This window comes from Salipiger aestuarii, from assembly GCF_003259905.1.
Taxonomy (GTDB): Bacteria; Pseudomonadota; Alphaproteobacteria; order Rhodobacterales; family Rhodobacteraceae; genus Salipiger; species Salipiger aestuarii.
This window is the reverse complement of the sequence record NZ_QLMG01000041.1, coordinates 25,678-38,722: the sequence shown is the minus strand read 5'-3', so window position 1 is coordinate 38,722 and position 13,045 is coordinate 25,678. Positions and strand designations below refer to the sequence as shown.

Annotated in this window: 17 protein-coding genes, 1 tRNA gene and 1 pseudogene; 17 read left to right on the top strand and 2 right to left on the bottom strand. The window is 65.1% G+C overall.

The annotated features are described in order from the left end of the window. Positions 1–190: transposase (locus tag ATI53_RS17580; protein WP_211315404.1), on the bottom strand; the 190-nt coding region annotated here is incomplete at its 3' end. A 61-nt stretch (positions 191–251) separates the two neighbouring features. On the opposite strand from ATI53_RS17580, the pseudogene ATI53_RS24480 reads away from it, so the two are divergent. Beyond that, positions 252–518: pseudogene (locus tag ATI53_RS24480) on the top strand (recombinase zinc ribbon domain-containing protein); the annotation flags it as partial. 558 nt (positions 519–1,076) lie between these two features. Here ATI53_RS24480 and ATI53_RS17570 read toward each other — a convergent pair. Next, positions 1,077–1,151 (bottom strand) — tRNA-Thr (locus ATI53_RS17570). Between the two features lie 249 nt (positions 1,152–1,400). On the opposite strand from ATI53_RS17570, the gene ATI53_RS23415 reads away from it, so the two are divergent. From ATI53_RS23415 to ATI53_RS17500, 16 genes are all read left to right on the top strand, one after another. Then, positions 1,401–1,571: a hypothetical protein gene (locus tag ATI53_RS23415; protein WP_009505095.1), complete on the top strand. Its 171-nt coding sequence runs from the start codon at positions 1,401–1,403 to the stop codon at positions 1,569–1,571. Positions 1,572–1,574: 3 nt separating this feature from the next. Next, entirely contained in the window at positions 1,575–2,846 is a 1,272-nt protein-coding gene (gene murA / locus ATI53_RS17565; RefSeq protein ID WP_111550991.1) for a UDP-N-acetylglucosamine 1-carboxyvinyltransferase, read from the top strand. Continuing rightward, positions 2,843–3,310 carry a DUF2948 family protein gene (locus tag ATI53_RS17560; RefSeq protein ID WP_009505097.1) on the top strand — a complete coding sequence of 156 codons (468 nt, stop codon included), beginning with the start codon at positions 2,843–2,845 and terminating at the stop codon, positions 3,308–3,310. The genes murA and ATI53_RS17560 overlap by 4 nt, the downstream gene beginning before the upstream one ends. A gap of 95 nt (positions 3,311–3,405) precedes the next feature. Beyond that, positions 3,406–4,707, top strand: a complete 1,302-nt coding sequence (gene hisD / locus ATI53_RS17555) for a histidinol dehydrogenase (protein ID WP_111550990.1) — start codon at positions 3,406–3,408, stop codon at positions 4,705–4,707. A gap of 515 nt (positions 4,708–5,222) precedes the next feature. Next, a complete protein-coding gene (locus ATI53_RS17550) occupies positions 5,223–5,702 on the top strand; it encodes a UPF0262 family protein (protein ID WP_009505100.1) in 480 nt (159 codons plus the stop codon). Between the two features lie 3 nt (positions 5,703–5,705). Beyond that, positions 5,706–6,152 (top strand): arsenate-mycothiol transferase ArsC, encoded by a 447-nt coding sequence (locus ATI53_RS17545; RefSeq protein WP_009505101.1) that lies wholly within the window; start codon positions 5,706–5,708, stop codon positions 6,150–6,152. Continuing rightward, positions 6,149–6,301, top strand: a complete 153-nt coding sequence (locus ATI53_RS23410; RefSeq protein ID WP_170134611.1) for a hypothetical protein — start codon at positions 6,149–6,151, stop codon at positions 6,299–6,301. The genes ATI53_RS17545 and ATI53_RS23410 overlap by 4 nt, the downstream gene beginning before the upstream one ends. A gap of 57 nt (positions 6,302–6,358) precedes the next feature. Beyond that, positions 6,359–6,739: a hypothetical protein gene (locus ATI53_RS17540; protein WP_111550989.1), complete on the top strand. Its 381-nt coding sequence runs from the start codon at positions 6,359–6,361 to the stop codon at positions 6,737–6,739. A 116-nt stretch (positions 6,740–6,855) separates the two neighbouring features. Next, positions 6,856–7,740 carry a carbon-nitrogen hydrolase family protein gene (locus ATI53_RS17535; protein ID WP_111550988.1) on the top strand — a complete coding sequence of 295 codons (885 nt, stop codon included), beginning with the start codon at positions 6,856–6,858 and terminating at the stop codon, positions 7,738–7,740. A 93-nt stretch (positions 7,741–7,833) separates the two neighbouring features. Continuing rightward, complete coding sequence (gene infA, locus ATI53_RS17530; protein WP_005620785.1) at positions 7,834–8,052, top strand: translation initiation factor IF-1; 219 nt, start codon at positions 7,834–7,836, stop codon at positions 8,050–8,052. Between the two features lie 66 nt (positions 8,053–8,118). Then, positions 8,119–8,694, top strand: a complete 576-nt coding sequence (locus ATI53_RS17525; protein WP_009505105.1) for a Maf family protein — start codon at positions 8,119–8,121, stop codon at positions 8,692–8,694. Continuing rightward, entirely contained in the window at positions 8,691–9,707 is a 1,017-nt protein-coding gene (locus ATI53_RS17520; protein WP_009505106.1) for a ribonuclease E/G, read from the top strand. The genes ATI53_RS17525 and ATI53_RS17520 overlap by 4 nt, the downstream gene beginning before the upstream one ends. Then, complete coding sequence (locus ATI53_RS17515; RefSeq protein WP_009505107.1) at positions 9,704–9,892, top strand: DNA gyrase inhibitor YacG; 189 nt, start codon at positions 9,704–9,706, stop codon at positions 9,890–9,892. Before ATI53_RS17520 ends, ATI53_RS17515 begins: the two co-directional genes overlap by 4 nt. After that, positions 9,889–11,139, top strand: coding sequence for an aminotransferase class V-fold PLP-dependent enzyme (locus ATI53_RS17510; RefSeq protein ID WP_111550987.1), 1,251 nt, complete (start codon positions 9,889–9,891; stop codon positions 11,137–11,139). The genes ATI53_RS17515 and ATI53_RS17510 overlap by 4 nt, the downstream gene beginning before the upstream one ends. 148 nt (positions 11,140–11,287) lie before the next feature. Continuing rightward, positions 11,288–12,028 carry a 5-oxoprolinase subunit B family protein gene (locus ATI53_RS17505; protein WP_034452767.1) on the top strand — a complete coding sequence of 247 codons (741 nt, stop codon included), beginning with the start codon at positions 11,288–11,290 and terminating at the stop codon, positions 12,026–12,028. After that, positions 12,025–13,038: a 5-oxoprolinase subunit C family protein gene (locus ATI53_RS17500; RefSeq protein WP_111550986.1), complete on the top strand. Its 1,014-nt coding sequence runs from the start codon at positions 12,025–12,027 to the stop codon at positions 13,036–13,038. The genes ATI53_RS17505 and ATI53_RS17500 overlap by 4 nt, the downstream gene beginning before the upstream one ends. Positions 13,039–13,045 lie beyond the last annotated feature (7 nt).

The window sequence follows — 13,045 nt, the reverse complement described above, 5'->3', positions numbered from 1 at the left end:
CTTTGATCGACAGGCAGAATTGGATCGCCGCATTCGAGAACACCGGCGGGCGCCCAGGGCGGCCCTCATTCGGCGCGTGCCAGGCCATCTCCTTGTCCAGCCAGATCAGCAAAGACCCGCGCTTGCGGAGCGCAGCGTTGTAGGCGGACCAATTCGTCGTGCGGTAGCGGGCGGGTTTGGGCTTGCTCATGCCATCCGTCTAACCACATGGATTCGTGATGTGAATCCTCCACCGCGAGAGTTCTGCAACAATGCCCCGTAATGGTCTGTATGCGGGCTACGTCGAAGCGCCCAAATGGGGCGTTCATGTTCGCCAAGGACATCACGAGGGTCTGATCGACTTTGAGACATATCAGCAAATTCAGGACGTGCTGGAAGGCAAGAAGAGACGGCCAGCGGCGCGAGCCGATATCAATGAAGATTTCCCGCTGCGAGGTTTTGTTGCGTGTGACTGCTGCGGCAATGCGATGACGGGTGTTTGGTCGAAAGGCAAGTATCGCCACTATGCCTATTACCGTTGTCAGACGCGCACTTGTGAAAACAAGGGCAAGTCTGTTCCTGTCGCCAAGATGGATGAAGGCTTTGCCAACATCCTCAAAGGTATGATGCCAGCTAAGGAATTGTTCGAGCTCGCCAAGGCCATGCTGCGTGATGCATGGAACATGCGGCTGGCTCTGGCTCTTGGTGAAAAGGAAGCGCTTCAAAAGCAACTTGCTGATATCGATGGCCAGCTTGAAGGCATGCTGGATCGGATCGTCGAAGCGAACAGTGCCTCCGTTGTACGGGCCTATGAATCGCGTATCGAGAAATTGGAGCGAGACAAGCTGGTCTTGCAGGAGAAGATCAACAAATCCGTCCCGCCAAAGGGACGGCTGGAGGACTGTATTGAACTCTCTCTGAAGTTTCTTTCAAGCCCCTGGAATCTTTGGAAAAACGGAGACTTTGCAGTGCGTCAAACTGTGCTCAGACTGGCGTTTGCAGAGCCTCTCAGGTGCAGTCAAAACGGGGCGTATGAAACTCCAAATTTATCTTTCCCTTTCAGGTACTTAGGGAATTTTTGGAGCCAAAAAGCGAGATGGTGCTGTGAGAGAGGATTGAACTCTCGACCTCACCCTTACCAAGGGTGTGCTCTACCACTGAGCTACCACAGCATCTTGATCGTCCGAAACCACCCAGGACCGTTTTTGAAAAACGGCTGGGCACCGGAAAATCGTTTTCTGTCACGGCACTCTTTCGGCAGAAACCTTCCCGTTTCCAGGAAATGTCTGATCTCTGGCCGATGCAGCGCCGACACCGTCTGGCGCGCTGCGCCATGTGGTGTGGGCGGCTCTCTAAAGCCAATTTCGCAGGGGCGCAAGCCCAATCTGGACGCTTTTTCGTCGCTGCTCTAAAGAAGGGTCATGGAGCGCAAGACAGACAATGGAAAATCGGGTGGCGAGGGCCGGGAGGCGCGGCTGAAAGCAGCGCTCAAGGCGAATCTTTCCCGCAGGAAGGCACAGGCAAAGGCCCGTGCCGGAACCCCGGCCAAGGGCGAACCCCCGGCTGACACGAGCAGTAAAAAGGACAAGTAGGATATGGATTCCATCGTCGTCACAGGGGGCGGTCCGCTGTCGGGTCAGATCCCGATTGCAGGGGCCAAGAATGCCTGCCTGACCCTGATGCCCGCCACGCTGCTGTCGGACGCGCCGCTGACGCTGACCAACGCGCCGCGCCTTTCGGACATCCGCACCATGACGACGCTGTTGCAGTCGCTGGGAGCCGAGGTGCAGGGATTGCAGGACAGTCAGGTGCTGGCAATGTCCAGCCATTCGCTGACCTCAACTCGCGCCGAATACGACATCGTTCGCAAAATGCGCGCGTCGATCCTGGTGCTTGGACCGCTGCTGGCGCGCTACGGGCACGCCGAGGTATCGCTGCCCGGCGGGTGCGCCATCGGCGCGCGCCCCGTCGATCTGCATCTGCGCGCGCTGGAGGCGCTGGGGGCCGAACTGGATCTGCGCGAAGGCTATGTGCATGCCAAGGCGCCAACGGGCGGGCTGCGCGGCGGGGTCATCGAATTTCCGTTTGTCTCCGTCGGGGCGACCGAAAACGCGCTGATGGCGGCAACACTGGCCAAGGGCACCACGGTCATCAAACGCGCCGCGCGCGAGCCCGAGATCGTCGATCTGGCGCAATGCCTGCGCAAGATGGGCGCCCAGATCGAAGGCGAGGGCACCGACACCATCACCATTCAGGGCGTCGACCGGCTGGGCGGCGCGACGCACCGCGTGGTCACCGACCGGATCGAACTTGGCACCTATATGCTGGCCCCGGCGATCTGTGGGGGCGAGGTCGAATGTCTTGGGGGCACGATCGCGCTGGTGTCGTCCTTTTGCGAAAAGCTCGACGCCGCCGGAATCTCGGTCGAGGAAACGGCGAGCGGCCTGAAAGTGGCGCGCAAGAACGGTCGCGTCGGGGCGGTGGATGTCACCACCGAACCGTTCCCCGGATTTCCCACCGACCTTCAGGCGCAGATGATGGCGCTGCTGTGCACCGCCGAAGGCACATCGGTCCTTGAAGAAAAGATTTTCGAGAACAGGTTCATGCATGCGCCCGAACTGATGCGGATGGGCGCAAGGATCGAGGTTCACGGCGGCACCGCGACGGTGACGGGCGTGGACAAGCTGAAAGGGGCCCCGGTGATGGCCACGGACCTGCGCGCAAGCGTGTCGCTGATTCTCGCCGGTCTCGCGGCCGAGGGGGAGACGACGGTCAGCCGTGTCTATCACCTTGATCGCGGCTACGAACACGTTGTGCGCAAACTGTCCGCGGTGGGGGCCAAAATCGAACGGGTGAAAGACGCGTGAGCCAGGATGCAAAATTCGAAGATGCGGGCGGCGCTCCGCTGAACCTTGGGGCGATGGACCCGGATGACCTGTCCGTGCTGTCGGCATTGTTGCAGGACGCGGTGCTGACCGCGGCGGATGTGTCATGGCAGAAACGACACCAGCGTCTGGCGCTGCTGGTGAACCGGTTGCGGCGCGAGGACGGCGCGCATGTCGATCCGCCCGAACGGGTGCGCGCCATGCTGGTGGTCGACAACGTCCTGGGGGTGGCGGCGCAAGGCGTCACTCCGGGCGATGCCGACGCGGTTCTGTCGATCCTCTCGGTCAGGTTCGAACCCGGCGAGGATGGTACCGGTCAGGTTCTGTTCACGCTTGCCGGGGACGGCGCGTTGCGGGCGCATGTCGAGGCGCTGGAACTGCGGCTGCGCGACGTGACGCAGCCCTACACGGCTGTGTCCGGCAAGATGCCGGATCACGGAACCTAGTATACGGGGCCTGGCCGCGCCAAAGGTCGCAGCGCGGGCTTGCTGCTGCCCTTGCTCCCCCTTAGGAGCGTCGCAAGCTTGCGAAAGGAGACGCGATGCCTGTCTTTCTGGATACGTCCGAACCCGATTTCGAGGTTGAATTTGCGCGCCTTCTGACCGCCAAGCGCGAAGACAGCCCCGATGTAGACGATATCGTCGCCGCGATCATCGCCGATGTGCGGGCGCGTGGCGACGCGGCGCTGCTGGACTACACCGCGCGGTTCGATCGCCTTGATCTGACCGCTGGCCAACTGGCCTTTACCCCCGAAGAGATCGAGGCCGAATGCGCCCGGGTGCCCGCACGGGAACGCGCCGCGCTGGAAATGGCCGCCGAGCGTATTCGCGCCTATCATGTGCGCCAGATGCCCGAAAACGCGCAATGGACCGATCCCGACGGGGCCACGCTGGGCTGGCGCTGGACGGCGGTGTCTGCGGCGGGTCTGTATGTTCCCGGCGGGCTTGCAAGCTATCCGTCGTCGGTGCTGATGAACGCGATTCCCGCCAAGGTGGCGGGGGTTGAACGGCTGTGCATCACCGTTCCCACCCCCGATGGCGTGGTCAATCCGGCGGTTTTGCTGGCGGCGCGCATCGCTGGTGTCGATGAAATCTACCGTCTTGGCGGCGCGCAGGCCATCGCCGCGCTGGCCTATGGCACCCAGACGATCGCGCCTGTGGACAAGATCACCGGGCCGGGCAACGCGTTTGTCGCCGCGGCCAAGCGGCGGGTGTTCGGCAAGGTCGGCATCGACATGATCGCCGGCCCGTCCGAAATTCTGGTGATCGCCGATGCGGACAACGATCCCGAATTCATCGCGCTCGATCTTCTGAGCCAGGCCGAACACGACGAAAGCGCGCAATCCATCCTTGTGACCACCGACGCTGCCTTTGGCCAGGCCGTCGCGGCTGAAATCGACCGGCAGCTTGAGATCCTGGAACGATCCGCCATCGCGGGCGCAAGCTGGCGCGATTACGGCGCGGTGATCGTGGTGCGTGATCTGGACGAGGCGGCCGAACTGTCGAACCGTGTCGCCCCAGAGCACCTTGAACTGTGCGTCGCTGACCCGAACGCATTGTCGCGCGGAATTCGCCACGCCGGGGCGATCTTTCTGGGGCAATGGACGCCCGAGGCCATCGGCGATTACGTCGGCGGGCCGAACCACGTCTTGCCCACCGCGCGCTCGGCCAGGTTCTCGTCGGGGCTGTCGGTACTGGATTTCCTCAAGCGCACCACGCTGGCGCAGATGTCGTCGCAGGCGCTGCGCGCGATCGGCCCCGCCGCCGAGGCGCTGGCCACGTCAGAAGGGCTACAGGCGCACGGGCTTAGCGTTGCCGCGCGGCTGCGCAAGCTTAACAAGTGATCCCGCGCCCGCCGCGCGTGCGGCTTCAGCCGGGGCGGGCAGGGCGCTTGCCGGGCAGCCCGGCGTGAGCATGGCGTCTTCGCAGCGATCATGGGCGACGTGCGCGCGCGGCAGGTCGAACAGCGTCATTCCGCGGGGCAATGCGGGCCGCAGCGACCCGGCAAAGACCGATGGGTGCCGTGCCGCCAGCCTTTTGCGCGGAACCGGCACCCCCACGGCCCGTTTCGGCGTCCACCTCGATGATCGAAACGCGCCAGCCTTCGGTGTGCCGGGTCTGCGCCTCGGTCAGGCGGTCCCGTTGCCGGTGCCTGCCCTTGCGTCCAAAGCCGGGACCGGTTTGGCGTGGCGAAATCTCCTCTGGCGTCAACAAGACATGGAATGCGGATCGTCCTGAACTGGCGCTGGCCGCACCTCGAAGCACGCTGTTCGTGAATATCCCCGCTGCGCAGACCATGGCCGTTGCGCCGTCTCAAGGGCCGGGTTAGTTCTGTCGCACCCTGACAAGGATGATGCCCATGAGCCACATCTCACAGATTGTTCTGGACGATGCCAACCTGCCGCCGCCCACGCCCGAGATCGAGCAGGAGCGCAGGGTGGCGATGTTCGACCTCATGGAAGAAAACAGCTTCATTCTGCCTGACCGCGAAGGCCGCCCCGCGCCCGACGGCCCTTATCGGCTGGCGCTGGCGATCCGCGAAAAGCGGCTGGTCTTCGACGTGGCGACCGAAGCGGAGCACCCCTGTGCCGAATTTCACCTGTCGCTGTCGCCCTTCCGGCAGGTGGTCCGCGACTATTTCCAGATTTGCAAAAGCTACTTTGACGCGGTCAAGACCGGCGCTCCCAGTCAGATCGAAACCATCGACATGGCGCGGCGCGGCATCCACAACGAAGGCGCACGCATTCTTCAGGAACGGCTGGAAGGCAAGGCCGACGTCGACGACGCCACCGCGCGCCGTCTCTTCACGCTGATCTGCGTGCTGCATTTCGGGGGCTGAGGTTTGGTCGACCTGCCACAATCGGTGCTGTTTTGCTGCGACCACAACGCGGTGCGCTCGCCCATGGCCGAGGGCATCATGAAAAAGCTCTACGGTTTCGAAACCTATGTGCAGTCGGTCGGCGTGGTGAACGATCTGGACGTCGACGGCTTTGCCATCGCGGTGTGCCGCGAAATCGGGGTCGAACTTGACAACCACAAGTCGCGCAGCTTTGACGAGCTTGAAGAAATGGGCGAGGCGCTGTCGGGTTTCGATCTGGTCGTGGCCATGTCGCCCGCGTCGCAACGGGCGGCGCTGGATCTGACCCGGTTTTATCACCTGACGGTGGAATATTGGCCGATCATGGACCCCACCGGGCTGGGTGAATCCCGCGAAATGAAGCTGAACGCCTATCGCCAGACCCGCGACCAGATCCGCGACAAGCTCAAGACCAGATGGGGAAAGACATGACCGCGACGGACGCGATCACCCGCGATGTCGCCGCCTTCGACGCCAGGGACAGCGGGGCAATGCCGGTCTGCCTGGATGGCGATGTCGTCCGTCACGTCACCGCGAGTCAGCGGCGCGTCGGTGTCGTGCGCCTGTCCCTGCCTGTATGACGGCGAACCGGACAACGAACGCCGTCCGTCGGCACCGACCGTGACGGCGATACCGCCGTGCTGACCGGCGCCTTCGATGGGCCGCGCCTTGTCGGTGCCGCGACAGGCGCCCGTATCCAGGATCGGTCGGATGAATTCGCCGCCGCGTTCGGCGGGAGGAGCATCGACCTGAGCGCCGCGATTTACCGCGCCGAATCTGTCCGGCGGCGCGACGGCGGGGGGCAGGAGATCGGACAACGCGTGTTTGATTTGGGTCAGGACCACGTTCGCGCGCCTGGCTGCGCCCCGTCGACCGTCTGGGTGGCGCGGCGCCCGCCGAAGCACCCGTCGAAACCGGCCGGTCCTGCCGCGTTCGACCCGTTCCGGCGCAAGCGCGGCGATGGTTCACTCGCGTGCGGTTGCACATTTGCGATGGAAAGACCCGGACCGGCCGTTTGAATGCGATCATTGCTTGCAGTTTTGAATCAATTTCTTCGAATGACCCATCGACGAAGCGCCCCGGCCTGTTCTGGCCGATAATATTCCGGGGCCTCGCCCTAAATCGGAGCCCAAGCATGAAACTCGCCACCGCCGCCTACAAGATGGATTTTCTGGACAGCTGGGATGGTTACGTCGCCAAGCTCACCGATTGGGTGGGCGAGGCGGCGGGCAACGGCGCCGACCTGATGGTCTTTCCCGAATACGGCGCGATGGAGCTTGCCACCCTGTCGGGCCGTGCCGCCGCCATGGATCTTGAAACGTCGTTGCACGCGGTGGCCGATCGTATTCCCGCTGTCGATGCGCTGCATGCCGAACTTGCCAGGAAACACGGCGTGCACATCCTTGCCGCCTCTGCCCCGGTGTTCGATGCCCGGATCGGCGATCGCCCGGTGAACCGCGCGCGTCTGTTCGTGCCCTCGGGCGCCATGGGGCATCAGGACAAGCAGATCATGACCCGGTTCGAACGCGAGGACTGGGGCGTCATCGGCGGCGGTCCGCTGGCGCTGTTCGATACCAGCCTTGGCAAGATCGGCATTCTGATCTGCTACGACAGCGAATATCCGCTGCTGGCGCGGGCGCTGATGGACGCTGACATGCTGCTGGTGCCGTCCTGTACCGAGGCCGCGCATGGCTATAACCGCGTGCGCATCGGGTCCATGGCCCGCGCGCTGGAACAGCAATGCGTTACGGTCATGTCGTCCACCGTGGGCGATTGCGACTGGTCCTGGTCGGTGGAAACCAATCATGGCGCGGGCGGTATCTTCGGGCCGCCCGATACCGGCTTTCCCGCCGATGGCGTGCTGGCGCAGGGTGCGATGGACAAGCCCGGCTGGACCTATGCCACACTCGACCTTGACGCGGTGGCGCGGGTCCGAAAGGATGGCGTCGTGCTCAACCGCTCCCACTGGGACGAGCAGGCCGGGCGTGACGGTCCCGCCGAATTGCGGGACCTTTCGTGATTTGCGGGATTCCGCTCTTGAAAACCGGCGGGTTTGGGCGCATATCCTGACGCGTTCCGCGCTGTTGGCGGAATTGCCACTTCAGGAGACAACATGGCCAAGGAAGACACTCTCGAATTCCCCGGCGTCGTGAAGGAACTCCTGCCCAACGCGACATTCCGGGTCGAACTCGAGAACGGCCATGAAATCATCGCGCATACGGCAGGAAAGATGCGGAAAAATCGCATCCGCGTTCTGGCGGGCGACCGGGTCCAGGTGGAAATGACCCCCTATGATCTGACCAAGGGTCGGATCAACTATCGCTTCAAGTAAGCCTCGCATGGGCCTGTATTCCACGGAAAAATCCGTTTGGCGGACGGTGTCGGCACGGGCCGGCGCATGAAGCTTGTGCTTGGTTCGGGCAGCCCGCGTCGCCGCGAGCTGCTGGCCCAGCTTGGGCTCGTGCCGTCCGACATTCGCCCCCCCGACATCGACGAAACTCCGCGCAAGGCCGAGCTTCCGCGCCCTTATTGCGTGCGTCTGGCCCGCGAAAAGGCCGACGCGATTCCCTGTGCCGACGATGAAATCGTGCTGACCGCCGACACCACCGTCGCGCTGGGACGCCGCATTCTCGGCAAGCCCGTCGACGAACACGAGGCCGAAACCTTCCTGACCCTTTTGTCCGGGCGTCGCCACAAGGTGATTACCGCCGTTGCGCTCAGGCGCGGCGCCCGTGTCTGGGAACGCGATGTCGTCACCGACGTGCGGATGAAGCGGTTGTCCGTCCCCGAAATGCGCGCCTATGTGGCCAGCGGCGACTGGCGGGGCAAGGCGGGCGGCTACGGCATTCAGGGACCTGCCGGTGCGTTTATCCCGTGGATTGGCGGAAGCTTTACCGCCGTCGTGGGGTTGCCGCTGGCGGAAACCGCAGGCCTGTTGCAGGCGGCGGGTTTCCCGCTATACCCGGCACCATGAAGGGACAGACAATCGCGCTGGACACGCTGGGCGGGGCCGAGGCCGCCGCCCTGATCGTGGATGGCCAGCTTCAGGACCTGCTTGTCGACAGCGACCGCCCCGCTCCGGGGACGATCTATCGCGCTGTCGCGCTGCGCCCGATGAAGGGGCAGGGCGGGATGTTTCTGGAAACGCCGGACGGCAACGCATTCCTGCGGCAGGTCAAGGGGCTGTCCCCGGGCCAGTCGCTGGTGGTTCAGGTTTCGGGCTATGCCGAACCCGGCAAGGCGATTCCGGTCAACACGCGCCTTTTGTTCAAGTCGCGCTATGCCATCGTCACTCCGGGCGCCCCCGGCATCAACGTCTCGCGTCAGATCCGCGACGACGATCTGCGCGACGACCTGCTGTCCGTCGCGCATGAGGTGATGGAGGGCGAACACGGGCTGATCTTGCGGTCCTCCTGCGCGGATGCCCATGCCGACGACATCGCCGAGGACATTCAGGCGATGGTGCGCCTTGCCGCGCAGGTGCTTGCCGACGATCAGGGCGAAGCCGAGGTTCTGGTCGCGGGCGATGGTCCGCATACCCATGCGTGGCGCGAATGGGGCACCGGCGATGTCGACCCTGAACCGGGCAGCTTTGATCGCCACAACGTGCTGGACATGATCGAATCGCTGCGCGCGCCGCTGGTTGATCTGCCCGGCGGCGGGTCGATGTGCATCGAACCGACGCGCGCGCTGGTGGCGGTGGACATCAACACCGGCAACGACAGCTCTCCGGCGGCGGGGTTGAAGGCGAACATGGCGGCCTTGCGCGAACTGCCCCGGCAATTGCGCCTGCGCGGCCTTGGCGGGCAGGTGCTGGTCGATCCCGCGCCCGCGCCCAAAAAGGACCGGCGCCAGATGGAACAGGTGCTGCGCGCCGCTCTGCGACAGGATGCGTGTGAAACCATCGTGGCGGGCTGGACCCAGCTTGGCCTGATCGAACTGCAACGCAAACGCGAGCGTGTGCCCCTGCATGAGGTGCGCGCATGAGCTGTCCGATCTGTGGCCGCGCGTCGGATGCGAAATACCGGCCTTTCTGCGGCAGCCGCTGCGCCGACATCGACCTCGCGAAATGGTTGACCGGCAGCTATGCGATCCCGTCGTCCGATCCCGAGGATGTCGAGCAGGCGATCGACGCCGCTGAAGTCGCGCGGCAAAAGGACACCAGGCATTGACCACGATCACCCCCGCGCTGCTGGATGACATCCGCAGCAGGTTCGCGCATGTAGACACCTGCCCCTTTACCGGGCCGCGGGTGTTTTTCGAGAACGCCGGCGGGGCGCTGACGCTGAATGCCGTTGTGGACACCACTGCGAAATTCGCCGCCATTCCCGACAATCAGGGCCGCGACAACGCCGCCTCGCGGGCGCTGGTGTCGGTGATCGACACCGCGCGGGCGGATGCGGCGACGTTCCTGAACGCGCGGGGCGGCAGGATCGTGGTGGGCGAATCCGGGACCGAGCTGCTGTTCCGGTTGATCGCGGTTGCCTGCCTTGGGGCGCCGGATGGGGTGGTGCTTGGCTCGACCCTGGAACATCCCGCCTCGCGCAGCGCCTGCGCGCGTTGGGCCGGCGTGGCGGGCAAGCGGCACGTTCTGATCCCCCATGACGACACCACCGGGGTGGTGACGCCGCAAGCCTATGCCGCGCATGTCACGCCTGATGTCATGGTGGCCACCATTCTGCACACCTCGCCGGTCACCGGCATGGCGATGGATCTGCCCGGCATCGCGGCGGCGATCCGAGCGGTGGCCCCTGACGCGCTGATCGTTGTCGATGGCATCCAGCACGCCTGTCACGGCCGCATCGACCTTGCCGCGGCGGGCGTCGATGGCTATGTGATTTCGCCCTACAAGATGTTCTCGCGGCATGGCTACGGGTTGGCCTGGGCGTCGGACCGGCTGAGCGCGCTGCGTCACGATGCGCTGATCGGTGCGCCCGAGGGCTCGTGGGAGCTTGGGACCCGCGACACTGGCGCCTATGCGACGTTTTCCGATGTGGTCGGCTATTTCGACTGGCTCGGCGCGCGGGTCAGCGATGCCAGCGACCGGCGCGCACGGATCGAGGCCGCGGGCCGCGCCATCCACGACCATGAGGCGGTGCTGACGAGCGCCATGCTGCACGGCACCGGCAACCTGCCGGGGCTGGCGGAAATGCCGGGCGTGGGCATCGTCGGGGGCGTCGACAACCCGGCACGCGAAGGGCTGGTCAGTTTTTACGTCGAGGGGCGCGCCTCGCCCGACATCGTCCGGGCGCTGTCGGACGAAGGCATTCGGGTCCACACGCGCAAGGCCGATGGCTATTCGGGGAACGTGCTGACGCCGCTGGGTCGGCCCGATTGTGTGCGCGTGTCGCTGTGCCACTATAATACCGAAGGCGAGGTCGGCGCGTTCCTTGCCGCGATGAAGCGCATCCTGGGCTGACGACGGGCCGATGCCCGTTGCCGCGTGCCGGGGCTTTCACTCCGGAGTATTTTACGCCGGTGGAATCGCTCGCGCCGCTTGACGGTTGCAGGGGCGGACCTGATCGTCAATGCTGCGCGCGCAATCAAAGATGCAGGCGAGGGCGCGCATGGCCTTGGATGGCGCTATTTTCCCGATCATCCGAACCGTCGGAGTGGATGGTATGCTGGTCAGTTTCGGCGACCGGCTGAGCGAGCCTGCCAACCGCGCTGCGATTGCGTTTCGGGCCGAACTGGACGCGCAGGGCTGGGACGGGATCGAGGAAAGCTCCTCCTCGCTGGTGTCGTGTTATGTGCGGTTCGATCCGCTGTATCTTTCGCACGCGGCGCTGCGCACCCGGCTTGACGCTTTGATGTCGGAACGCGACTGGCTCGGCGCGGATCTTCCGCACGGGCGATGGCTTCATCGCATTCCCACCGTCTATGGCGGAAAGCTTGCGCCTCAACTGGGCGAAGCGGCTGCCGCCGCGGGGCTTTCAGAGTCCGAGGCCATAGCCTCCCTGTCGGAAACGCGCGTGCGGGTCACCGCGCTGGGGTTTTCTCCGGGTCAGCCCTATCTTGGCGAACTGCCGGAGTGCTGGGACATTCCGCGTCAACAGGCGCTGACCCCGAAGGTGCCCAAGGGCGCGCTGGTGGTGGCGATCCGTCAGCTGGTGCTGTTCGGCGTCACCGCGCCGACCGGCTGGCGCCATGTCGGGCAGACCGCCGCGACGCTGTTTCGGGTGGAGGCCGAGCGGCCGTTCTTGCTGGCGCCGGGGGATGAGGTGGTTTTCGCGCCCATCGACGAGGCGGCGTTTGAAAACATGCGTCACGTCCCGGGCGGCGGTGTCCACAGCGAGATGCTGGCATGACGCGCGCGCTGATCGTGCATCGGGCCGGTCCCGCGCTGACCTTGCAGGACAAGGGGCGCCCCGGCTGGATCGCATATGGGCTGTCGCGGGGCGGCGCCATGGATCGGCTGGCGCTGGCCGAGGGCGCCGCGCTGTTGGGCCAGCGCGATGCCGTGGCACTTGAGATGGGCGGAATGGGCGGCCTGTTCGAGGCCGGCGCGGACCTGCGCATCGCGCTGACCGGCGCGCCGATGCGGGCAAGGATCGACGATGCGGTGGTGGTCTGGCACGCCTCGCACCTGCTGCCCAGGGGCGCGCGCCTGGACATCGGTCCCGCCACGTCGGGCGCCTACGGGTATCTGCACGTCGGGGGCGGGTTCGAGGCCCCCGAGATCTTGGGCGCCCGCTCGGCGCATCTGACCGCCGGGCTGGGGGCCACGATCAAGGCCGGGACCCGGCTGACCGTCGGCCACGACACAGGCCACGAGACGGGGCGCAAGCTGCCCGTCGCCGACCGCTTCACCGGAGGCCGGCTGCGCGTGGTCGAAAGCCTTCAGACGGCGTTCTTTCCCCCCGACCAACTGGCAAGATTCGCCGCCGAAGGGTTCACCCGCGATGCTCGCGCCAACCGCATGGGCGTCAGGCTGAACCCCGACGGCGGCGGCTATGGAGTTGATGGGGCACTTTCGGTGGTGTCCGAGGTGATCAGCCCCGGCGACATCCAGATGACCGGCGACGGCGCGCCCTTTGTGCTGATGGCAGAGTGTCAGACAACCGGGGGCTACCCGCGCCTTGCCACCGTCATCCCGGCGGATCTGCCACGCATCGCCCAGGCGCCGACGGGCGCGCGTCTGGCGTTTCGGTTCGTGACGATGGACGAGGCGCTCGCCGCCGAGACTGCCTGGCGCAAGCATATCGCCGGGCTGCCGCGCCACGCGCAGCCCATCCTGCGCCACCCCGCCGATGTTCCCGATCTGCTGGGCCACAAGCTGGTCAGCGGCTTTTCCACCGGCGATCACCAAGACCATTAGGAGCCCC

Excerpts from the sequence above, each read along its gene's own strand:
- infA (WP_005620785.1), top strand. The coding sequence starts at position 7,834 with ATGGCCAAGGAAGACACTCTCGAATTCCCCGGCGTCGTGAAGGAACTC.
- ATI53_RS17525 (WP_009505105.1), top strand. The coding sequence starts at position 8,119 with ATGAAGCTTGTGCTTGGTTCGGGCAGCCCGCGTCGCCGCGAGCTGCTG.
- ATI53_RS23415 (WP_009505095.1), top strand. The coding sequence starts at position 1,401 with ATGGAGCGCAAGACAGACAATGGAAAATCGGGTGGCGAGGGCCGGGAG.
- ATI53_RS23410 (WP_170134611.1), top strand. The coding sequence starts at position 6,149 with ATGACCGCGACGGACGCGATCACCCGCGATGTCGCCGCCTTCGACGCC.
- ATI53_RS17500 (WP_111550986.1), top strand. The coding sequence starts at position 12,025 with ATGACGCGCGCGCTGATCGTGCATCGGGCCGGTCCCGCGCTGACCTTG.
- murA (WP_111550991.1), top strand. The coding sequence starts at position 1,575 with ATGGATTCCATCGTCGTCACAGGGGGCGGTCCGCTGTCGGGTCAGATC.
- ATI53_RS17520 (WP_009505106.1), top strand. The coding sequence starts at position 8,691 with ATGAAGGGACAGACAATCGCGCTGGACACGCTGGGCGGGGCCGAGGCC.
- ATI53_RS17515 (WP_009505107.1), top strand. The coding sequence starts at position 9,704 with ATGAGCTGTCCGATCTGTGGCCGCGCGTCGGATGCGAAATACCGGCCT.
- ATI53_RS17550 (WP_009505100.1), top strand. The coding sequence starts at position 5,223 with ATGAGCCACATCTCACAGATTGTTCTGGACGATGCCAACCTGCCGCCG.
- hisD (WP_111550990.1), top strand. The coding sequence starts at position 3,406 with ATGCCTGTCTTTCTGGATACGTCCGAACCCGATTTCGAGGTTGAATTT.
- ATI53_RS17535 (WP_111550988.1), top strand. The coding sequence starts at position 6,856 with ATGAAACTCGCCACCGCCGCCTACAAGATGGATTTTCTGGACAGCTGG.
- ATI53_RS17505 (WP_034452767.1), top strand. The coding sequence starts at position 11,288 with ATGGCCTTGGATGGCGCTATTTTCCCGATCATCCGAACCGTCGGAGTG.